The 21215-nt window shown below is 41.7% G+C and carries 21 protein-coding genes and 1 tRNA gene; 16 read left to right on the forward strand and 6 right to left on the reverse strand.

All coding sequences use genetic code 11. The features are described from left to right. Positions 1–98 precede the first annotated feature (98 nt). From tyrS to dinB, 3 genes are all read right to left on the reverse strand, one after another. Positions 99–1301, reverse strand: coding sequence for a tyrosine--tRNA ligase (gene tyrS, locus U9M98_02380; GenBank protein MEA2020543.1), 1203 nt, complete (start codon positions 1299–1301; stop codon positions 99–101). 73 nt (positions 1302–1374) lie between these two features. Next, positions 1375–2388, reverse strand: coding sequence for a tryptophan--tRNA ligase (gene trpS, locus U9M98_02385; GenBank protein MEA2020544.1), 1014 nt, complete (start codon positions 2386–2388; stop codon positions 1375–1377). Between the two features lie 397 nt (positions 2389–2785). After that, positions 2786–4015 (reverse strand): DNA polymerase IV, encoded by a 1230-nt coding sequence (dinB, locus tag U9M98_02390; GenBank protein ID MEA2020545.1) that lies wholly within the window; start codon positions 4013–4015, stop codon positions 2786–2788. A 231-nt stretch (positions 4016–4246) separates the two neighbouring features. Between dinB and U9M98_02395 the strand changes: the two genes are divergently transcribed. Further along, positions 4247–4612: an Mth938-like domain-containing protein gene (locus tag U9M98_02395; GenBank protein MEA2020546.1), complete on the forward strand. Its 366-nt coding sequence runs from the start codon at positions 4247–4249 to the stop codon at positions 4610–4612. A gap of 14 nt (positions 4613–4626) precedes the next feature. Here U9M98_02395 and U9M98_02400 read toward each other — a convergent pair whose 3' ends face one another. Further along, a complete protein-coding gene (locus tag U9M98_02400; protein MEA2020547.1) occupies positions 4627–5094 on the reverse strand; it encodes a hypothetical protein in 468 nt (155 codons plus the stop codon). A 117-nt stretch (positions 5095–5211) separates the two neighbouring features. Here U9M98_02400 and U9M98_02405 point away from each other — a divergent pair. From U9M98_02405 to U9M98_02440, 8 genes are all read left to right on the forward strand, one after another. Continuing rightward, positions 5212–5287, forward strand: a tRNA-Glu gene (locus U9M98_02405). Between the two features lie 390 nt (positions 5288–5677). Next, positions 5678–6148 (forward strand): transcription elongation factor GreA, encoded by a 471-nt coding sequence (greA, locus tag U9M98_02410; GenBank protein MEA2020548.1) that lies wholly within the window; start codon positions 5678–5680, stop codon positions 6146–6148. Then, the gene (locus U9M98_02415) at positions 6145–6618 is read left to right on the forward strand and encodes a GreA/GreB family elongation factor (GenBank protein MEA2020549.1); all 474 of its coding nucleotides are present in this window, start codon (positions 6145–6147) and stop codon (positions 6616–6618) included. The genes greA and U9M98_02415 overlap by 4 nt, the downstream gene beginning before the upstream one ends. A 2-nt stretch (positions 6619–6620) precedes the next feature. Next, positions 6621–7979 carry a hypothetical protein gene (locus U9M98_02420; protein ID MEA2020550.1) on the forward strand — a complete coding sequence of 453 codons (1359 nt, stop codon included), beginning with the start codon at positions 6621–6623 and terminating at the stop codon, positions 7977–7979. 39 nt (positions 7980–8018) lie between these two features. Continuing rightward, positions 8019–9497, forward strand: a complete 1479-nt coding sequence (gene lysS / locus U9M98_02425; GenBank protein ID MEA2020551.1) for a lysine--tRNA ligase — start codon at positions 8019–8021, stop codon at positions 9495–9497. 190 nt (positions 9498–9687) lie between these two features. Next, positions 9688–10122 carry a hypothetical protein gene (locus U9M98_02430; GenBank protein MEA2020552.1) on the forward strand — a complete coding sequence of 145 codons (435 nt, stop codon included), beginning with the start codon at positions 9688–9690 and terminating at the stop codon, positions 10120–10122. Positions 10123–10235: 113 nt separating this feature from the next. Next, positions 10236–10814 (forward strand): HDIG domain-containing protein, encoded by a 579-nt coding sequence (locus U9M98_02435; protein ID MEA2020553.1) that lies wholly within the window; start codon positions 10236–10238, stop codon positions 10812–10814. Positions 10815–10928: 114 nt separating this feature from the next. Then, the gene (locus U9M98_02440; GenBank protein MEA2020554.1) at positions 10929–11777 is read left to right on the forward strand and encodes an EamA family transporter; all 849 of its coding nucleotides are present in this window, start codon (positions 10929–10931) and stop codon (positions 11775–11777) included. A gap of 131 nt (positions 11778–11908) precedes the next feature. On the opposite strand, the gene U9M98_02445 is transcribed toward U9M98_02440, so the two are convergent. Then, the gene (locus U9M98_02445) at positions 11909–12316 is read right to left on the reverse strand and encodes a YerC/YecD family TrpR-related protein (GenBank protein MEA2020555.1); all 408 of its coding nucleotides are present in this window, start codon (positions 12314–12316) and stop codon (positions 11909–11911) included. Positions 12317–12526: 210 nt separating this feature from the next. Here U9M98_02445 and serS point away from each other — a divergent pair, with 210 nt between their 5' ends. The 6 genes from serS to U9M98_02475 all read left to right on the forward strand — a co-directional run bounded on the left by serS (position 12527) and on the right by U9M98_02475 (position 17100). After that, positions 12527–13795: a serine--tRNA ligase gene (gene serS / locus U9M98_02450; protein MEA2020556.1), complete on the forward strand. Its 1269-nt coding sequence runs from the start codon at positions 12527–12529 to the stop codon at positions 13793–13795. 39 nt (positions 13796–13834) lie between these two features. Continuing rightward, positions 13835–14548, forward strand: a complete 714-nt coding sequence (locus tag U9M98_02455; GenBank protein ID MEA2020557.1) for a hypothetical protein — start codon at positions 13835–13837, stop codon at positions 14546–14548. Continuing rightward, a complete protein-coding gene (locus U9M98_02460) occupies positions 14541–15065 on the forward strand; it encodes a phosphatase PAP2 family protein (protein ID MEA2020558.1) in 525 nt (174 codons plus the stop codon). Before U9M98_02455 ends, U9M98_02460 begins: the two co-directional genes overlap by 8 nt. Next, on the forward strand, positions 15058–15879 hold the full coding sequence (locus tag U9M98_02465) for an undecaprenyl-diphosphate phosphatase (GenBank protein ID MEA2020559.1): 822 nt from the start codon (positions 15058–15060) through the stop codon (positions 15877–15879). The genes U9M98_02460 and U9M98_02465 overlap by 8 nt, the downstream gene beginning before the upstream one ends. A gap of 425 nt (positions 15880–16304) precedes the next feature. Next, entirely contained in the window at positions 16305–16541 is a 237-nt protein-coding gene (locus U9M98_02470) for a hypothetical protein (protein ID MEA2020560.1), read from the forward strand. 154 nt (positions 16542–16695) lie between these two features. Next, positions 16696–17100, forward strand: a complete 405-nt coding sequence (locus tag U9M98_02475; GenBank protein MEA2020561.1) for a hypothetical protein — start codon at positions 16696–16698, stop codon at positions 17098–17100. Positions 17101–17186: 86 nt separating this feature from the next. Here U9M98_02475 and U9M98_02480 read toward each other — a convergent pair whose 3' ends face one another. Beyond that, entirely contained in the window at positions 17187–18236 is a 1050-nt protein-coding gene (locus U9M98_02480) for a PD-(D/E)XK nuclease family protein (GenBank protein ID MEA2020562.1), read from the reverse strand. A gap of 174 nt (positions 18237–18410) precedes the next feature. Between U9M98_02480 and secA the strand changes: the two genes are divergently transcribed. Then, a complete protein-coding gene (gene secA / locus U9M98_02485) occupies positions 18411–21119 on the forward strand; it encodes a preprotein translocase subunit SecA (protein ID MEA2020563.1) in 2709 nt (902 codons plus the stop codon). The last annotated feature ends 96 nt before the right edge of the window (positions 21120–21215 follow it).

The raw sequence follows: 21215 nt of genomic DNA on the forward strand, positions 1-21215 counted from the left end.
GGCTTCTCCTGCGGTGGCGTTTGGTATGCAGTTGTTTTTTTTGTGTTGTCTTTCATGATAGGTTAAAGGGTTTAGGCTTGTGGCTGGGTAGAGGAGCCTTAGCCCTGGGTAATTTTGAGGAAAGAATTTTTGCCGTAGCGAATTAGGCATGGTTTGGCGATCAAGGTTTTGGGATCAGTTATGTTTTTTCCGTCTATTTCCACTGCGTTTTGTTGGACGCGGCGCTTCGATTCACTCTTTGAGGGTAGGGCACTGGATTGTTTTAGGAGTTCATCTAGTTCTAAACCCTCTTTTGGGAGTTTAAAGGTGGGAACTGCTTCTATTTTTCCTTCTTCTTCTCCAAAAATTTTCTTTGTGTCGCGTGCTACTTTTTTTGCAGTATCTTCTCCGTGGACAAGTTTTGTAACTTCAAATGCCAACTTCTTTTGCGCTTCTCGCGGATCTCTGAGAAGGTCCTCTATTTTCTCTAATGGTAAAAATGTTAGGGTTTTTAGCATAATGGGAACAATTTCGTCTGGTACTCCTTGAAGATATTGGTAGAAATCAAATGGATTAGTTTTTTCTGGATCCAACCAAATTGTTCCTTCAGCAGTTTTTCCCATTTTCTCACCACTTGGTGTGGTTATTAATGGGTGGGTAATTGCGAACGCATCTTCACCATGTTTCCTGCGGATAAGATCAACGCCGGCTAAGATATTTGCCCATTGATCGTTGCCTCCAACCTGGATCTTGCAATTGTGGTTTTCAAAAAGATATAGAAAATCCCACCCTTGAAGTACAGGGTAACAAAATTCTAGCAGGGAAAGATGGCTTTCTGATTCCAAACGCCGGGAAAAAGTTTCCATTTTAACCATTTCGTTAACTGAAAAGTGGCGGGCAACTTTGAGTAAGAAATCATCTAGAAATCGAAATTTCGAGAGCCACTTATTATTATCAAGCATTAAAGCCTTGTTTTCACTATCAAAACTAATCAATCCAATATTTTCAACTTGTTTTTTTAGTGATTCCGCGTTTTCGGCAACAGTCTCAGGGTCTAATAATTTTCTCGAAAATGCCTTGTCGGCGGGATCTCCAATCTTACCTGTACCCCCGCCAATGAGAAATATAATCTTGTGTCCGGCTTCTTGTAAGTGGTGAAGCATCATCAGTGGCATAAGGTGTCCTAGGGTGAAACTGTCCGCCGAAGGGTCAAATCCTTGATAAATTGTAGCCCTTTCCTTTGCGAGTAAAGAGGCAACCCCCTCGTCATTCGAGGTCTGGCTTATGTACCCACGTTTTTTTAGCTTTTGGAGGATGTCCATAAAAATACAACTAGAAATGTTATAACTACAACCCTACAAAGGCTTAGCCTTTGGAAGCCTGTTCTTACAGTGTTTATGAAGGTAGGACTTTGTCTAGGTCCATGGCTTTTTTGGCTAGTTTTAAAGTTTCTGCGGCTTCGGCCCGAGCTTTTTTTGTTCCCTCATTCAGGATTTTTTCAATTAATTCTGGCTGTTTTTTGTATTTTTTACGCCGTTCTCGAATGGGGTCAAGAAATTCGTTTATTGCTCGGGCTAACTTTTCTTTTACCTCTACATCTCCTACTTTACCTTTCCTATATCTTTCTTTCAAATCCTTTACTTCCTCTTTTTCGGGATTAAAAGCGTTGTGGTATATAAATACAGGATTACCTTCTACTTTGCCTGGATCTGTGGGATGGATGCGGTTAGGGTCCGTGTACATACCCATAACCTTTTCTTCTACAACTTCTGCTTTATCAGAAAGGTAAATACAATTATCCAACGATTTACTCATTTTTGCATTACCATCAAGGCCGACTAGGGTGGGCACTTCACCAATTAAAGGTTCTGGTTCGGGGAAGGTTTCACCATAGAGATTGTTAAAGCGCCGTGCAATTTCTCGGGTTAGCTCTACATGAGATTGCTGGTCTTTTCCTACTGGCACAAGATCAGCGCGGACCATTAAGATATCTGCTGCTTGTAGTACGGGGTAGGTAAGTAGACCTAGGGAAGGTTTCTTAATATTTAAATCGCGCATTACTTCCTTTAGCGTTGGTATTCTCTGACAACGGGGGACGCTGACCAGCATTGAAAAAAGTAAGGACAGATAAGTAACCTCGGGGATTTGAGATTGAACGTAGATTGTTGACTTTTCTGGGTCAACTCCTACTGCTAGGTAATCCAAAACCATTTCGTGAATATTTTGGGGAAGTTTTTCTAAATTTTCCTTTTCTGGGGCTGTGGTTAAGGTGTGTAAGTCGGCAATGATGAAGAAGCACTCGTAGTCATCCTGCAACCGCACTCGGTTTTTAAGCGAGCCAACATAATGCCCCAAGTGTAATTTCCCCGTTGGTCTGTCACCTGTTAGTATTCTTTTTTTGCTATTCATGATGATTTCCTTTTTGATTATACACTAATAATTAGCCTGTGCTAAGTTTGAGGAAGAAGGTTGGGTATAAAACAAAAAAACCGCCCCTTGTTATAAGGACGGTTCGTAAAGAAACGTGTTGCCACCTTATTTTATCCAACTATTACTAGTTGAACCTTTGTACCGACTTTGTCCTGATTTTAGTAGAAGGACAACAACGGTATGCTATTTGGTAACGGATAGCTGCCGGAGAAAGCTACTTAGTTTTACCTGTTCGCCTTTCAGCCTGTCCCGACTCCACCAGTTGGGGGGATCGGGGCGGAAGAGGCCCATTCTCCTCTTCATAACCTTTCAATTGACGTGATTATTAGTACACCATATTTGGGCTTTATTGTCAAGCAGTTTAGGAGCTTTTAGCTTATACAGGTTTGACCTTTTCTTGATTATAACCGATTGGTGGTTTAAGGATTTTGTTGGCAGGGAGGGATGTAGCATGGACAATCTTTTCGCCAAAGTGTTGGTTTATTTTATCTACTGTTTTGGTTAGCTCTTGCCAATTAGTTTTGAACATGTTTTGCGGCATGTTTTTTTCTTTAGTTAGGTTAGAGACACGGATTCCTACCAGTCTTATATTTTCAAAACCCTTAAATTTTTTGTAAAGTTTTACACAGGTAGCAAATATTTCTCTCGCATCTTGAGTATAATAAGAGATTGATTTTTGCCTAGTTTGGGTTTTAAAATTTAGATTTCTAAGTTGCAGTGTAATTGTATTTCCAAAAACATTTTTGTTTCGCATCTTTCTGGCTATCCTTTCTGCAAGCCGAAAGAGGACTGGCTTTGCAGCCTCAAAGGTAGAAACCTCTTTAGGTAGAGTAAAAGAGCGGCTGATTGATTTTTCCTTTTCTTCTTGCCAGTAGGGTACAACAGGCGCGTTATCAATTCCCTGTCCAAATAGTTTCAAGTTTTGTGCGCTTGAACCAAACACCGCTTTTAAGTTTTCTAATGGATAGTTGCCTAGTTCAGCAAGAGAACTTATCCCCATTTTTTCCAGCTTAGCTGCAGTTTTAGAACCGATGCCACAAATTTCTTTTGGGATTGTATTTTTAAGTAGAGCTGGGATATTTTTCCTTTTTAAGATAAAAATACCGTTTGGTTTTACTTTTTGGCAGACTAGTTTAGCAAAGGTTTTATTAGGTGCAATACCAATAGAAGCTGTAATATATTTTCCCAGCTGGTTCCTAATCTTCTTTTTTATTTGTTGTGCTAGCTTTAATTCTCCGCCAAATCTTTCAACCGTGTCGGTTATATCGAGGAAAGCTTCATCAATAGAAAATATTTCTAGAATAGGGGAGAACTCTCGCATAATTTGAAGCCAGGTTCTACTGCACTTTTGGTAATTTTCCATATGACCTTGCACAAACCGGATCTGGGGGCAAAGTTCTTTTGCTTCCCAGGTAGGCATTCCAGATTTAACACCAAAAGGTTTTGCTTCGCGTGAGGCTGCTGCCACTACAGTTCTGGTTCCTGGCTTTCCTGAAACACCAATTGGTATTCCTCGTAACGAAGGCTCTTGCTGTTGCTCTACTGAAGCAAAGTAAGAATCCATATCCAGGTGTAAAATTTTCCGTTCTCTACTGTGGCAGTCCATTAAATATATTTTACGTGAACTTGCCCTAAGAATCGATAACCCCTCCACCCTATCAAAACAACCGTAATAGACCTCCGAGGTCTAGGATCCTATGGGAATGGTGTTTGAGGGGTAAAAAAGAGCTATTAAGTTATCATCTCTTCTTGTTCCTGTCCCCGCAGCTCTAAGATACCTCGGAGGTCTAGAAGTGTTGGGAGATGTGGTTTTTGTGTTACTATTTTTATAGAGATTATGAGTGTTAGGTTTGATTCTACACAGTTTGGTAGTGTAACTATTAATGGCAAACAGTATAAAGATGTCCTGGTTGTGGGCGAGGAAATTATTCCCCGTGATTTGGATGTGTTGCACAAGCGCTACGGTACTGGGCATAAAATTGCTCCTGAGGAATTGGATAAATTGTTAGATGAGAAACCTGCTTTCTTGGTTATTGGTACGGGGCAGACTGGTGTGCTTCACATTCCGGATAGTGTACGGAAAGAGGTTAAAGATGCTGAAGTTGACTTGATTGCCAAAATAACACCCAAAGCTATTGAGAATTTCAATGCTTTGAGAGAAAAAGGTAACAGGGTAAACGCGTTGATTCATGTAACGTGTTAGGTATTTTTCTGGAGCTAGAGGGTAGTTTTTAGGAAAGTGAGAGTTTTGTCTTCCTTTAGATCTCGGACTACTATTAGTTCTAAATCCCTTCCTCCTTTTTGGTATATCCAGGCTTCTCCACCACTTGGTTGAAAGGTCTTTACACCTTTCCAGCGGTTCTTTTCCAATTCTTTGTTGTAAAAATTTAGAACTTCTTCAACTGGTTTTTCTGTTTCTAGAATCAGATGAATCCTTTGCTGGTTCTGGCTTTGATTTTCAGTAGCCTGTATTAGCTGGTAGTAATTTGGGATGGGTATATCCTCGGGCCAGTTAGAGGGAAGATCAGACTGAGTTCCAAAAATTGTTCCTTTGTGTTCTTGCGCAAACTGGGGCAAGAGATTACCCTCTTCCTTAAAAATCCAAAGTCCTGTTCCTATAAAGAAAGTACTGAGCAATGTTAAGAAAGCCCCAATTTTTACAGAGTTTGCTATTTTAAAAGTCATTACAACCTAATATTATCAGAGGAGATAAAGGTAGAACAACTGTTTCCTTGAGGAAGGGTGTTGAAGGTATGGTATAATAACCTTGCTTGGTCAGGTTTGTGTAAATTGAGGTTTAGTGGCCCCATCGTCTAGTGGCCTAGGACGTCGCTCTCTCAAGGCGGAAACACGGGTTCGATTCCCGTTGGGGCCACCATCAGAAGGTGTATTGTAAATTTTTGATTTGGGGAGATAGAACTAAGATTCTGGTAAAGCCTTTCCGTGTAGTAAAAACCACAGTGAAAAACTATATAATTGTTAGGTTTTTGCTCGTTGTTTTTTAAGTTTGACAATTCTAGACTGGTGTGTTAATTTTATCCACTGCCAAGCAATTGGCTACTTAGAGGAGTTATATTTTTTATCCGGAAGTACTTTCTCTTCCACCTTGAATTAATAATCATAAGCCGTCTTACAAAGTAGCGTTAATTGTTTCCGTTTTTCAGAATAATAGAGTTCCCTAGAGGGGGTAAGGTGGTTTTGTGATAATTTATTGAAACAGTGGTTATTTTAAAGGGGATGGTTAGTAATTTAGATAGCAATGATAGCAATGAAAGAAAAGCAGAAGAAAATTTTGACCCCGGGAGGGTACAAAAAACTGAAAGAAGAGTACGAAGAACTAACTCAGGAGAAAAGAAAAGAAATAGCTGAGAAAATTCGCGAAGCTCGCGAGCAAGGGGATCTTTCGGAAAACGCTGCATATAAGGCAGCTAAGGAAGAGCAAGTGTTTGTAGAGCGGCGGATTGATGAACTTGAGACTGTTTTGCGGCAGGCCAAAGTTGTTGAGCGTAGTAATGATGCTTGTGGTAAAGTCGACCTAGGGTGCAAAGTGCAAGTTTATTTGGAAGGACAGAATCATGAGTTTTTTATTGTGGGTGCCGAGGAGGCAAACCCAACTGAGGGCAAGATTTCCTATGAGTCGCCCTTGGGGCAAGCGCTAATGGGTAAAGCTCCGGGGGAGCGGGTTGAAGTAGAAACTCCAGGTGGTAGAATAACTTATATTGTAAAGGGGATTGAATGATAAATTTAGAAAAAACATACTATTTAACCCCAGAGGGGTTGGAAAAATTTAAGGAAAAGCTGGAGCATTTGGAAGAAAATGTTATGGATGATGTGCGAAGTGAGTTAAGAGTTGCTCAGGAAGAAGAGCCAGACCCTACCGAAAATCCTGGTCTTCGAGATGCAATTAGTCGCCAGCAACAAGCGGAGGAAGAAATTGAGGAGCTGAAAAATGTCCTTAATAATTACGAATTAATTGAAGGAGGCTCGGGTGATAAGGTTGAACTAGGATCGGTTGTGGAAGTCAAGGTAGATGGGGAGAAGGACAAATTCCAAATTGTTGGTTCGTTGGAAGCAGATCCTGTTAATGGTAAAATTTCTTATGAATCTCCAGTGGGGGAAGCACTTTTGGGTGCTAAGCCTGGTGAAGAAGTTGAAGCGGGAGGTTCTATAGTTAGAGGAGCTACTTATAAGGTTTTATCTGTTAATTAATTATGTCAAACTACTTTGTAGATTTGAATTACGATAAATCAAAGCTTGCGGAAAGTGAGCAAAAGGTTTTGGGTAAATTGGTTGATGCAGCTAAGTTAATTGGTATCTTGTATTCTCGACAAGAGGACAACAATCATCCTGGGGCAAATTTTTACCCCCATAATGCTAGTAGGGAAGAGATTAGAGCAGCAGCGGAAGAGGACCCAGCTATTTTAAGCCCTTATACTATGGTAAAAAGAGGTGAGAAGGGGAATTTGGTGGCAATTCCTTACCACAAAATGTACAGTGAAGAAATGGAGAAAATTGCTACCCTCTTGGAAGAGGCAGCAAAAGCTTCGGAGGATAGAGAGTTTGCAGAGTTTTTAAAGCTACGTGCCCAGTCTTTTCGTGATGGCAGTTGGGATAAGAGCGAAGACAAATGGCTTGAGATGAACGGTCACAAAATTGATATTGTTATTGGACCAATTGAACCTTACCTCGATGACCTCTTTTCTATTAAATGTGCTTTCCAGGCAAATATTCGCGTAACAAGCAACGATCCCAAGTTTAACCCCCAAGACTATTTAAAGGTTATCCGTAATCTTTATTCTTCGTGTGCGGGACCTTCTGAAGAGGAGCGGAAGCCAGTAAAAGTTAGGGTAGATGATGTAGTAGCGCTTGCGGGATGGCATGCTAAGCTGCGCCCCGTAGGGAGTAATTTGCCAAATGATCCAGAAAAAGTCGAAAAATACGGAACAAAAATTATTATCTACACTGACAATATTCGGTACCGGGAGGGGAAAATAACCATTGGTGCTTTGGAAAGGGTATTTCCAAAGGATATTGTAGAAGAACACTCGAGGGAGAGCCTTTTGGACAACGCAATTCGGGGGACAATGCTTCATGAAATCACGGAAGCTATTGTAAAGTATCCCGGAACAGTAAATAGATTAGGCGATATGTATACTCCAGTGAAGGAGCTGCATGCCACAATTGTTGGTCTAAAAGGTTGTACTTTTCATGTTCTAAAAGGTATTTTGACTCAGAAAGATTTTAAAGAGCTTTTAATGATTTTAATTTCTTGGCTTTTTGAAAGCTGGCTTCGCCGTGAAAGCAGTAAGGGTATTCGGGCGTATCTTCGAGGATACATGGTTGCTTTTAACTTTTTCCGTGAGCAAGATGCTTTGGAGGTAAAGGATGGTGTTATTAAGCCAGATTTTGAGGAACTTTTCTTGGCAGTAGATAATTTGGCAGGGGTGCTTTCTCACCTTATGTCGGAAGGCACTCAAGAAGAAGCAGAGGAGTTTTTTGCAAAATACGAAGATTACCAAGTGATGGATCAGTTTACCTCTGAACTTTCAGCGTTACAGCAGGAGCTTTAAGCGTTGTCTCTCCCCTTTGCTTAGTGTTATACTAACTCCATGCCGCAGCCAATTGAAGAACTTAAGCGCGTTCGTATAGAAAAATTGGAAAAATTAAGAGACTTGGGAATTGATCCCTATCCCGCTAGTTGGAAGTTTTTTGATTCTAGAATTTCCAACCAAGAGTTGAGGGAGAAAGACTTGGGTTCAGAAGTAGTGGCGGTTGGAAGAATCCGTGCTACGCGCGGTCACGGTGGAATAGTTTTTGTTGATATTTATGACGAAAGTGGAAAAATCCAGGTTTGTTTTAGAGAAGATGGATTTAATCCCCAAGGTCCTTGGGAGTTCAACAACTTAAACCTTTTGGATTTAGGAGACTTTATCGGGGTACGAGGTGAGCTTTTTAAAACTGAGGCTGGTGAGCTTACTATACTGGTAGAAGATTTGAAACTCCTCTCTAAAACTATTCGTCCCCTTCCTTCTGAATGGTATGGTCTTAAAGATAAAGAAGAACGTTACCGAAAACGATACTTAGACCTTATTATGAATCCCGAAGTACGGGAGGTTTTCCGAAAGCGAACGAAGATTCTGACCTTGCTCCGAAAGTATTTAGACAACCATGGATTTATGGAAGTAGAGACTCCTATTCTTCAGCCTATTTATGGCGGGGCTTCTGCTCGACCTTTTGTAACTCATTTGGAAGCTTTGGATACAGATTTTTACCTCCGGATTTCTAATGAGCTTTATCTTAAGAGGCTAGTTGTGGGGGGTTTTGAAAAAGTTTATGAAGTTTCCAAAGATTTTCGTAATGAGGGTATTGATCGGCAACACAGTCCGGAATTTACTCAAATTGAGTTTTATTGGGCGTATGCGGATTACGAAGATTTAATGGATTTTATAGAAGAGATGCTTTGTTCTGTGATTGAGGAAATTTGCGGTTCATTGGAAGTAGAGTTTGGGGAGGAGAAACTTGATTTTACTTCGCCCTGGAACCGAATAACCTATCGCGATTTAGTCTTGGAACAGACTGGTATTGATATAGACAAAGTAACCACGGAGAAAGCGCTTCTTAGTGAGCTTAAGGAGAAAGACTTGTCTATTGATTTGGAAGGTGCGGTGGGCTACGGTGCTGTTCTTGATAACCTCTATAAAGAGTACTGCCAACCAACTTTAGTTCAGCCCACATTTCTAATTGAACATCCAGCCGAACTTATGCCCCTTGCAAAAAGAATGTCGGACGATCCTTCTAAAATCCAAAGTGTTCAACTGTTGGTTTCAGGATATGAGTTGATTAAAGCTTACAGCGAGTTAAATGATCCTCAGGATCAAAGAGAACGTTGGGAAGAGCAGGAAGGTTTAGCAGCAAAGGGTTTAGAGGAGCATGAAGCTCTGGATGAAGATTACATTGAGGCTTTAGAATACGGTATGCCTCCTACTGCGGGGTGGGGGATGGGAATTGATAGGTTAACAGCAATTCTTACCAATCAGCCTTCAATTCGGGATGTAATCCTTTTTCCGTTGATGCGCCCAGAGAAATAGCATGAGAATGCTACCTAGCAAGGACGGGTCTTGCGAGGGCTGTTATCATTCAATTCGGGATGTAATTCTCTAATTCTCTTTAACCTCATGCGTCCTGAAAAGTAGTTTTAAGGTGAGTTTTTTATTGAAAACTGCTATAATTTTTCTAGTGATGCAGGTTAAATCCTGTTAGAAGAGGAGGTTGGTGGTGATGTCTAGGCAAGAGGATTTAGGTGGGGATGCCATTGTTCATGCAAGTTTGGCAGTTTTGAGTATTTTGTCGTTTTTGGGCGGATGTTTGTTGTTAGGAATTGCTTTCGCAGGTACACTTAGTAGTGGTTATTGGATTAGCGCTCTTCGGGATGTGGGCTGGGGTTTGGAGATTGCTGCAATTACGTTAGTGAGTACCTTTCTTTGGGGTATTCTTAGCGTAATTGTTTCCCTTGCCAGTGCTGTGGTTACATCCTGGTTTAGGCAATATTTCTTGCTTTCTTTTTTTCGCAAAGTCGTTGCGTTTTTACCAGTATTGAACCTTGGCTTTGTGCTATTTCTGTGGTTTGGTGCTTTTTTAATGACATTTTTGGTTCTGCTTGCTATTTTGGTAATGCTACCTTTTGTCCTTGTGCTCTTTTTGATTAAATGGTAGGAATGAGATTGGTCAAGTAGGTCAAGTAATGACTTCTCAATTTTCCTTGCGCACCTCTAGGAGGAGAGCCTTTTAGAGGTGTTTTTTCTTTGTTAGAATGTCCTTACATTGCAATGATTACCAAGGAACGTGCTTTAGAGATTTTAAAAGGAAATATTGAAAACGAAAACCTCCGAAAGCACCATTATGCAGTAGCTGCTGCTATGCGTGCCCTTCATAACTATTTTGAGGAAAAAGGAGAAACTTGTACTGAGCCTGTCGAAGCATGGGAGATTGTCGGACTTTTACACGATGCGGATTATGAAGAAACTAAAAATGATCCAGAAAATCACACTTTGGTTTTAGCAGAGCAGTTGGAGGAAGAGGGTGTTTCGGAAAAGATAATTCGGGCTATAAAAGCACATAATTGTGAATATACACATACAGAACCGCAGAGCAAGCTTGAATGGTCGCTTATTGCTTGTGATGACTTGACTGGCCTTGTTGTTGCTGTGGCTTTAGTTCACCCCACTAAATTAGAAGGTGTTTCGGTGGAGTCAGTAATGAAAAAGTTTGATTCCTCTTCTTTTGCAGCTGGTGCTGACCGGGAAAGAATTGTTCTTTGCGAAGAAAAGCTCGGAATTCCCCTCGAAGACTTTGTTGGTATTGTTCTCTCTGCAATGAAACAAGACCGCGATCAGCTGGGATTGTGAAGGCGACTCTCCTTTATTAGGGTACTAAAAGATGCCAAAGGTTCTATATGAACGTACTAACATGCTAGCATGTTAGTATATTACAATTTTATTTAACTTGATACGAAGCATTTTATGTATATATTTATTCTTGTTGTCATAGTTTCTAGTGGTTTAGCTTCTATTACCTTGCGGTTACTTGGTCGTGATGAGCCGCGTGGCGAACTTCCTGCCTTTCTTTTTCAATTTATTAGCGCGCTTTTTTTCTTGCCGTTTGTGCGTGAAGTTCCGTCTCTTTCTTCGGTCTGGTTTTTTCCTTTTTTAGCGAGTGTGTTTTATGGCTTGGGAAACATCTTTATGTTCAAGGCATTTGAGAAGGGGGAGGTTTCTTTACTTGCGCCTTTGGGTAATTTAGGTCCGGTTTTGACTTTACTCTTTTCGGTAGTTTTACTCGGAGAAGGTTTTAGTTGGGCAAAAGTTTTGGGAACTTTGCTTGTTGTTTTTGGTTTAGCTTTTTTGAAAAAGGGGGAGAATTTTCTCCGATCGTTAGAAGCACTAATTCGGGACAGAAATTGCCGGTTTTACTTTTTGTTTCTAATCTTTTTTAACATTGCCGGTGTGTTTGATAAAAAAGCCACTCCTTACTTTGCCACGACCACCTACAGTTTTGTTCAGTTCTTTTTGCCCTCTTTGATGGTTTTAGCTTATCTTATTGCCCGGGGTAATTTTGGTAATCTAGTATTATTTACTAAAGTAAGGCTCCCCTTGGCTGTTCTCACTTCGTTAGTGATAAGCATTCGTTACGCAAGCTTTTATACTGCGATAACAAGTGCAGAGTTAAGTCTTGTTACTCCGCTGTTTTCGCTTAGTACGTTTGTTTCTCTTTTTCTCGCTTCCTGGTGGCTAAAAGAAAAGGTGGAACAGCGCTGGGCCGCCGCACTTTTTACAGTTCTTGGTTCCGCTTTACTTCTTCATAAACTTTAAATTGCTCTTAGTGCGATACTAGGTTTGTGTTTGTACCCTGGCTTATATGAACGTACTAACATGTTAGTACGTTCACATGTTAACATTCTATAACACGCTGCCTGTTTACAATTGGGTATATAGTTGTTCTTTCAAAAAGGAATTCCGGTTTTTGCTAGTTTTTCTCGTGAACTCATTTTTTCTTCAATTTTTCGCATTTCGTCTTTTTCTAGTTCATCTTTGTCTGGCTTTTTGGGATATAGAATCTTTAATACCAATTCCAGACCCCCTTCACCGAAGTATAGCCTCTTTGCAATTTTGGTAACTGTAGTAGTTGTTGTTTCCAACTCTTCTGCGATTTGTTCATATGTTTGTTCCTCTTGCCAGAGTTTTTCGGCAATATGCCAGCGCAGACCCAACATTCTAAGTTCGTTATCCGTAAGAATGTCACGAAAAAATTTGGCCTGATCACGAAGGTTTTGTGTTTTGAGGGCCGCAACGAAGAACCCCTTCATTTCCTCGTTCATCCAGGGAAATTCTTTGTTTTTTTCTTTTGGCAACTTAACTTTAACTCGCGGCACGGTTATCACCTCTTTCTAAGATTATTAGTAGTAATTAGGATGGTCGCATCTTTATACTAACATACTAGTACGTGAGTATGAGTTTAGTTTAGGGTCTAGAAGTTGATCTGGTTCTTTTTTCTTTTTTCTTTTTTCTTTTTTTCTTTTTTTCTTTTCTATACTTTTTTGGTGTGCTACTATGGCAGTTAGATGCTAGATATTGATTTTATTCGTAACAATCCAGATACGGTGCGGAGGGGTTTACAAGCCAAGCAAGCTAATCCTTCTTTGGTTGATAAAACTCTTGAGTTGGACAAAGAACGGCGTGAGCTTTTGCAAGAGGTAGAAAAACTGCGGCATGAGATAAATGAAATTAGTAATATTCAGGAAAAGCCATCTGCAGATGATATTGAGAGAGCTAAAAAGTTAAAGAATCAGCTAAGAAAACTTGAACCAAAGCTTCGGGAGGTTGAAGAAAGGTTTAAGGAAGTTTGGCAACAAATTCCAAATATGCCTGCTGAAGATGTTCCTCGGGGGGAAAGTGAAGAAGAAAATGTTGAGGTTAAAAAGTGGGGTAAGCCACGGGATTTTGATTTTGAACCTAAGCCTTATTGGGAGCTAGGCGAAAGCTTGAGAATTATAGATAAAGAAAGGGCAGCTAAAGTTTCCGGAGCCCGCTTTGGTTATCTAAAAGGAGCTGCAGTTTTGTTGGAGTTTGCCTTAGTTGACTTAGCAATAAAGAACCTTCTTTGGGAGGGTTTTCTTCCTGTAATTCCACCCGTAATGATAAATGATAAAGCCATGCGTGCCATGGGTTATTTGGAACATGGCGGTGAGCAGGAGACTTATCATTTTGAAAAAGACCAGCTTTATTTAATTGGGACTTCGGAGCAAGCAGTTGGTCCTATGCATATGAATGAGGTTTTGGAGGAGGGTACGTTGCCACGGCGTTATGTTGCTTTTTCTACTTGTTTTCGGCGCGAGGCTGGTAGCTATGGCAAAGATACTAAGGGTATTTTTCGAGTTCATCAATTTGATAAGGTAGAGATGTTTTCTTTTACCCATCCGGAAGGATCCGAGGAGGAACACGACTTTCTCCTCTCTGTGCAAGAAAACCTAATGCAAGAACTAGAAATTCCTTACCAAGTGACAGAAATGTGTACTGGTGACCTGGGTGCTCCAGCAGCTAGAAAGTATGATATTAATGCCTGGTTCCCTTCACAAGATTGTTATCGGGAGACGCATTCTGCCAGCAATTGTACAGACTTTCAGGCTCGAAGGCTTAATGTAAAATACCAAAATGAAAAAGGTGAGAAAGATTTTGTTCATACCTTGAACGGTACTGCGTTTGCTATTGGTAGGACAGTTTTGGCTATTTTAGAGAACTACCAACAAGAGGATGGTTCGGTATTGATACCAGAAGCTTTGGAACCTATGGTGGAAATGGGAGTGATTCAGCCTGTCCCAAGTAAATTGTAGGTCGAAGTTAATAGCTATTGCAGAATAATCCTGCTAAACATGAGTTTACTAAAATCAATCTTTCCTCAGGTCTTATTTCGGGAAAAATCACCTATTTATGGAACAGTTGAAGTTGTTCAGGCTGGGAGTGAGCGCCAGCTTTTGGTTAATGGTGTTCGCCAGTCTGTTGATAAGAATGCTTCTAATATTGGTCAGCGTTATTGGTCGCGGGTGGTTGATATAGCGTACGAGTATCAGGGTAAAAGATTGGAAAAATTTTTGATTTTAGGTTTGGGTGGGGGTACAGTAGCTCACTTTATTTGTAAAAAGTTTCCCAATTCTAGAATTGACGGGGTGGAGCTTGATCCAGTTGTGTTGGAAGTGGGGGAAAGGTTTTTTGGGTTGGCAGAGGTTCCGGGTTTGCATATTGTTCAGGGGGACGCCTTTGACGTGGTAGATAATCCAGATCGTTATGAGCTTAGCTTTTCTTCTTACGACCTTATTTTTGTTGATGTGTTCCAAGGTGGTAATTTTCCAGATAAGTTCAAAAAAATAGAGTTTTTTGAAAAGACTAAGAAGTTACTTTCGTCCGGAGGATTGGTGGTTTATAATCAAACAACGCGTTCTTCGGTTGACAAGTCTCTAAAATCTTTTGAAAAAGGGGTTTCTAAGGTTTTTGTTCCAATAAAGAAACAAGAGGTTGGAGCATCTTTAGGCTTTTCCAATTTTTTATTCTTTTGTACGCATTTTTCTCGCGGAAGTAGTTGTGGCTGATTTTTTAATTTTAGCTATAGGCAAATATTTGGTGTTTGTTTTCCTTTTGCCGCTTGTTTACTTTTGGCTTAAGGGAAAAAAAAGTGTTGTTTTTCAAGCCTTGTTAGCTGTACTTATTGCTAACATACTTTCATTGTTGGTTGGGATTGTATTTCCGGCACTCAGACCTTTTGAATTAGCAGAGACTTCTCCACGAGTTCCAATCTTTTTTTTGGAGCAGAACTCTAGATTTCGAACTACCTCTTTTCCTTCTAAGCATGCAGCTGCTAGTGCTGCTATTGCCTTTTCTGTTTTAGTGGATAATAAACTTTTGGGTTTGGTTCTGTTGGCTTTTGCGCTGTCTGTAGGCGCAGGCAGAGTGTGGGCGTTTGTCCACCGTTGGTTCGATGTTGTTGGTGGTTTTGGGTTGGGGTTGTTTGCAGCGTTTGTTGCTAGATTTGTGGTGAACCACAAGGTTATTGGTAGTTTTATGGCTAAGATGGAGGCAAAGTTACCTCCATACCCAACTCATGAATAGTTTTCAAGCTTTTGTACTAGGTATTGTCCAGGGCATAACTGAGTTTTTTCCGGTATCCTCTTCGGGGCATCTTATTCTTTTACCCAAGGTCTTTGGTTGGAAGGAGCAGTCTTTGGCTTTGGACGCTTTCTTGCATCTAGGAACTGGCATTGCTGTTCTCTTTTATTTTCGTAAAGAATGGTGGGGGATGTTTACGTCGTTGTTTACGGATTTAAAACAAGGTGTTTTTACGGATGCTGTAGTTCAGATTCCATTCTCTGAGTTTTCGGCTGATTCTCGCCAACTTGTTTTTCTTGTTCTGGCTTCTATTCCGGCGGGTATGGTTGGGATTCTTTTAAACGATTGGGTGGGAGCAAATTTGCGTTCCCCAAAAATAATTGCTGGTGCGCTTTTAATTGTAGCTTTAATAATGATTATTGCTGATACAGTTGGACTACGTGTTTTGGAGGAGTTACGACTTATACCATCTCTGGAGATTGGCTTTTCGCAGATTTTGGCACTGATTCCGGGTGTATCCCGTTCGGGGATTACGATTTCCGCGGGACTTTTTTCGGGGTTGACTGTCCAATCTGCAACGCGTTTTTCATTTCTTTTGGCAACGCCGGTAGTTTTGGGAGCGGGACTCTGGGGTCTTTTTACTTTGACGTCGCTTGATACCTCTTTTTCGGTTCTGGTTACGGGTTTTGTGTCTTCTTTTCTTTTTGGTTTTATAGCTATTGAATTTTTTCTGGGTTTGGTGGATAATATAGGTCTAGTACCCTTTGCTGTTTATAGAATAGTTTTGGCTTTGGTTGTGTTTCTTCTATTCATTTAATGGTCTCTTTGAGGGGTGGTGAGGGTATGTGATACTAAAAGAGTTGTTGCAATGGTACCGCTGTAATTGTCGTGATAATGAGCTTTACTTTGGGCATTGTAATTGTTGCGGGAACTTTATTGTTAATCGCAAGCCCTTTTTAGTACCTGATTTGGACGGAAATAGTAATAGTTCATATTACTATTGTTGTTCCCTTAAGTGCGCTCTTCGCAAGGCAAATCAAGTTGACCCGGATTGGGTTTGTGACGTATTAATGCGTTTCCGCGAAAATGATAACTAGGTAGCATTTGAGCCTGAGGGTGTTCGAAAAAAGCCTTCAGGCTCTTTTATTTTGTAATATCTACAGATATAGGATATAATTAAGCTACTGGAATAAGATTTCGTTCGAGGTTGGCAGGTTTACAAGAAAGGAGCTGAGAGTGGCTATGCGTACTAAAGCAGCACTTCGTCAGATGAGCATTTCCGAGCTCCGAGGATACCGCCGGGAGGTGGAAGGTCGCTTGGAGCGGGCGCAAGAGGGTCTGTCCCCTTACAGTATGGAGGACATAGACCGAGAGCTGGATCGGATTGATGCTGTTATCGCGGAGAAAGAAGCAGAATCCCGTGATCAGAAGAAATCCGAACCAAGCTCGGGGGCCAGCCAGCTAAAGTTGGACCTCTAGGAGGCCCTAATGAATATGAGTAGATTTGAATTGGGAGATCGAATCTGCGGGGTACACGAGATTCTGAGTGTGTTGCGCAGCCTTCCAGGAGGAGCGGACGCGGAGGTTCAGAAGCACTGGGAGAAGCGATTGAAAATGCTGGAGGAGGCGGGGGATGAAAAAAGTGCCTTACAGGATTGTTCGAAAAGTGCGCGTAGGTGAATCTCGGTCCCCCAAGAATAAGAAAGAGGTGGATCTTCCGCGGGATTTGGAAGAAGAGCTTCTTTCTTCTCTGGAGGCTTACTTGCCGGAGGAAGGCGTTGCGATTACGGAGGGGGTTTTTCCTCCCGGAGCATCGGAGCCCTACATTGCGGAAGCAGGGGCTTATCAACATGCCTGGCGCGCTTACAGCGCTGCTTGGCAGATGTTTGGTTTGGGAGCAACTAAGGAGCAGGTGGGGAGAATTGCTTGGCGGAAGCTGGGGATTTTTTCTCCCTTTGCACAAAAAGCTCTTAACCTACCCAAGCGCCCAGAGGACGTAGCTTCTTGGCTTTGGCACTTAGTCAAAAACGACAACTGAGTTGTCGTTTGCAAAGAAATAGCCCGAGGGCTGAGGTGCGGTACAGACCGCGACCCAGAACTCGGGCTTTTGATTTTGTTCGGAATCTATTTAGGAGGCTTGTCACCGCGTACTTTCCAGCCCCGGAACCAACCTCCGTCTTCTCTATTGTGGGGGAGCTTGAGTTGTTCGGGTGATTTAGGTTCTTCTTTTCCTTCTGTTGGTTTTACAGTTGGCGGACTATTTCCTCCTTTATCTCCAACATTTGTTTCCAAAGATTCAAAAGGTTCTTTCCGACAAACAGAGTTGAACCGACAGTATTTACAGGTGTGGTCGTTGTCTATAGGTGTCCATTTTTGCTCTAGCAGTACGGATTGAGCAGTTGCGAACTGTCCCTCTAACCTTTGGCGGTTATAGCTTTCGAGTTTTCGCAATTCACCGCTTCTTAGTGACCAAACTATACCCATGATTGGTAGGTTGCCAAAGTGCGCAGCCACTTCCGGCTTTTTAGAAAGGACTGCTTTTAGGCCCTCAATGTAGGCGGAAATCTGCAGTAGTTTGATGTTTTCGAGCCGGCTTGTGGTTATGTCAACAATTGCTAGCATATCTCTTTGGGGTAGGTGCCAAAGCTGATCGATACGCCCGGTAAAGGGGTACCTTTCAAACAGCTCAACCGTAGGGAGTGTGTACTCTACTTCTAAGATTTCAACAGGCCCCAAACCAAGGCTTTGGGGTAAGCTTAGAAAGCGGTCCCAGTAACCAATGTTGTCCGGGGAACCAGTAAGCAATTCTTCTCCCGTTCTCATAAGTTTCCAGTACTGTCCTTCGTATTGCCAGGTTACATCCCCGTACCGCTTCCGGTATTCTTCAATGCTTCTTTTCCAGCGCCATTTCCAAAATCCGCCAAATGACTCTTTGGATTTGAAAAAGAACGGCCTTTCTGGGGTGGGTTCAAACTTACCCCTGTTGGCGCCGGAACCAATGTGGAGGGCTTCAGTTGCTTTGTGGCAAGCATCCCCAAAAGGTAGGTACCAAGGTGCTGGGGTAACCACCCTCATTATCCGATCTAGGAAAAACTTACGGGCGCAACCCAGTATCTGGAGAATACTACTTGGGCTCCAGACCATCTGCGCAATAAACTTGCTAATATCTCGCATGACCTCCCCCTTTGGAATGAATTCATTTGTTTATGTGCTTTTGAGTTTCTAAGAGAAATATTACCACAAATTAATATTGTAGACTATAGCTTTATCTTGTAGTTATTTAATATATGGTGGTTCTTTTGTCTGTATTATAAGTGTGGTTCTAGGACCACTCCCTTTTAATAAAAAATGCCAAATTCAGTCTTCAAGGTAAAAAAAATTAGAAAAAGCCCGGGTGCAGGGTGGCACGCGCGGCGGCTTTTATCCTCGGCCGGTTTAAAGGTAAGTGGGTTCGTGATAGAATTGAGGCTGATTGTGTTTGGATTTTTGGGGAATCTTTTTGATTCTAACGAGAAACAATTAAACAAGCTTACACCTGTAGTAGAGGAGATAAACCAACTCGAGAGCGAGATTAAGCCTCTTTCTGACGAGAAACTGCAGGCAAAGACACCTGAGTTTAAGAAGCGTTTAGAAAAAGGAGAAACTTTAGATGATTTACTACCGGAAGTCTTTGCGGTTGTCCGAGAAGCAATTCGAAGGAAACAAGGCGAGCGTGCTTATGATGTTCAGCTTATGGCTGCTATTTCGCTCCACCAAGGAAAAGCAGCAGAGCAGAAGACTGGTGAGGGTAAAACTTTAACCTCAGCTCTTACACTTTACCTTAATGCTTTGGAAGGTAAGGGGTGTCATATGATTACAGTTAACGATTATCTAGCTAGGCGTGATGCTGGCTGGTATGGTCAAACTTTGCACTTTTTAGGTTTGGAAATTGGTTGTATTGTACATGACAACGCTTTTATTTTAGATCCTTCTTACGTAGATGATTCGGAACACGATCCCCGACTTCAGCATCTTCGTCCTGTTGAGAGAAGAGAAGCCTACCAAGCAGATATAACTTATGGTACGAACAATGAATTTGGTTTTGATTATTTAAGAGATAATATGGCGCACAGTTTTTCCGGAATGGTGCAAACTAATTCTAACGATGATGTGGGAGCTCACAATTTTGCTATTGTGGACGAAGTAGACTTTATCTTAATTGATGAGGCAAGAACACCTCTTATTATTTCTGCTCCAAGAGAGGAAGCAACTGAAAAATATTATGAATTTGCAAAATTAACTGAGGGCTTGGTTTCGGGGACCGATTTTGAGGTGGATGAAAAGGAAAAGACAGCTAACCTTACAGAGCTTGGGTTACGCAAGGTAGAACGCAAGCTAGGGGTTGATAATCTTTACGAGCAGGATTTTGAAACTGTGCGCCACGTAGAGCAAGCGCTACGAGCCCGCACTTTGTTTGAAAGGGATGTGGATTATATTGTGAAAGAGGGGCAAGTAATAATTGTGGATGAATTTACTGGTAGGTTAATGCTGGGGCGCCGTTATAGTGAGGGTTTGCATCAGGCAATTGAAGCTAAGGAGGGTGTTCCTATTAGGAAAGAATCCCAAACTTTAGCAACTATCTCAATTCAGAATTATTTTCGGATGTACGACAAACTTGCGGGCATGAGCGGAACCATAATGACGGAGGCAGAAGAGTTTAAGAAAATTTATGGATTAGATTCAATTGCTATTCCTACTCACAAACCAGTTATTAGAGACGACCGATCAGACTTAGTTTATAAAACTAAGTCAGCAAAATGGCGAGCAGTAGTAGGGGAAATAGAAGAGTGCTATGAGCGCGGTCAACCTGTGTTGGTGGGAACTACATCGGTAGAAAAGAACGAGCTAGTGCATAGCTTATTAGAAAGAAAACATGTTCCCCACGAAATTTTGAATGCAAAAAATCACCAGCGCGAGGCTGAGATTATTGCCCAGGCTGGTCGTCCTAAATCCGTTACTGTAGCTACTAACATGGCTGGTCGGGGTGTGGATATTAAATTAGGTGGAGATCCAGTTGATAGAGAAGAGCAAGAACAGGTCTTGGATTTGGGTGGGCTACATGTTGTTGGTACGGAGCGGCACGAGGCAAGAAGGATTGATAACCAGTTGCGTGGGCGTGCAGGTAGGCAAGGGGATCCAGGCTCAAGCCAATTTTTTGTTTCTCTGGAAGATGACTTAATGCGTATTTTTGGTGGAGATAGGGTAAAAGCATTAATGGATAGATTTGGGATGGAGGAGGATGTTCCCTTGGAGCATCCTATGGTGTCTGGTTCTATTGAAAGAGCTCAAAAGAAGGTGGAGGGTTACAATTTTGATATTCGAAAGCATCTTGTAGAGTATGATGATGTTGCTAATGTCCAGCGGGAGATTGTTTACAAGTTGAGAAGGAGAATATTATCAGCGGTTGAAAATTCTGGGGGTGCGGAGGGGGAAAAGCGGTTGGATTGGCTTCTCGAAAAGCTTGAAAGTTATAGTGATGATTTACCTGAAGTTTGGGAAACACGCCGAGAAGAATTGGGCGAGACATGGTTTGAAATTGTGAAGGAAATTTCTTTGGGAGTTGTTGATACTTTTTGGATGGAGCATATTGATACTCTTACTGATTTGCGGGAGGGAATTGGCTTGCGGGGACACGCCCGCCGTGATCCGTTGGTGGAATATAAAAGAGAAGCGCGAGAACTTTTTGAAAAACTAATGAGGGATATTTATTCTAACACTGCCGAACGGCTAGTACGTGTGAGAATTTCTTCGCCTGATGAGATTTCTGCTCCCAAAATGCCGCGCCGAATTCAGCTTCAGCACGAGAAACCGGAGCTAGGGGTTAGGGATGAGAAAGCTGCTTTGTCAGGGCAGCCGCATTCCTCAGCCCCCGGGGCTTCTCCTGCGGCTGGTGGGCAAAGAAAGAAGCTTAAGCCGATTGAGAAAGAGGAAGAGCCGGGGAGGAATGACCCCTGTCCTTGTGGTGCAACATATCCAGACGGTACTCCCAAGAAATATAAGCATTGTTGTGGTCGTTAATCTTAATTAAACATTGTACAAAAGGAAAGACTGCGCTTACCATTTAGGGTGCTAATTTCCTTGCGCCGATTTCCATAATATGCTAGCTTGAACCTA

The sequence above is a fragment of the Patescibacteria group bacterium genome, from assembly GCA_034659915.1.
Taxonomy (GTDB): domain Bacteria; phylum Patescibacteriota; class WWE3; order JAUXAW01; family JAYEID01; genus JAYEID01.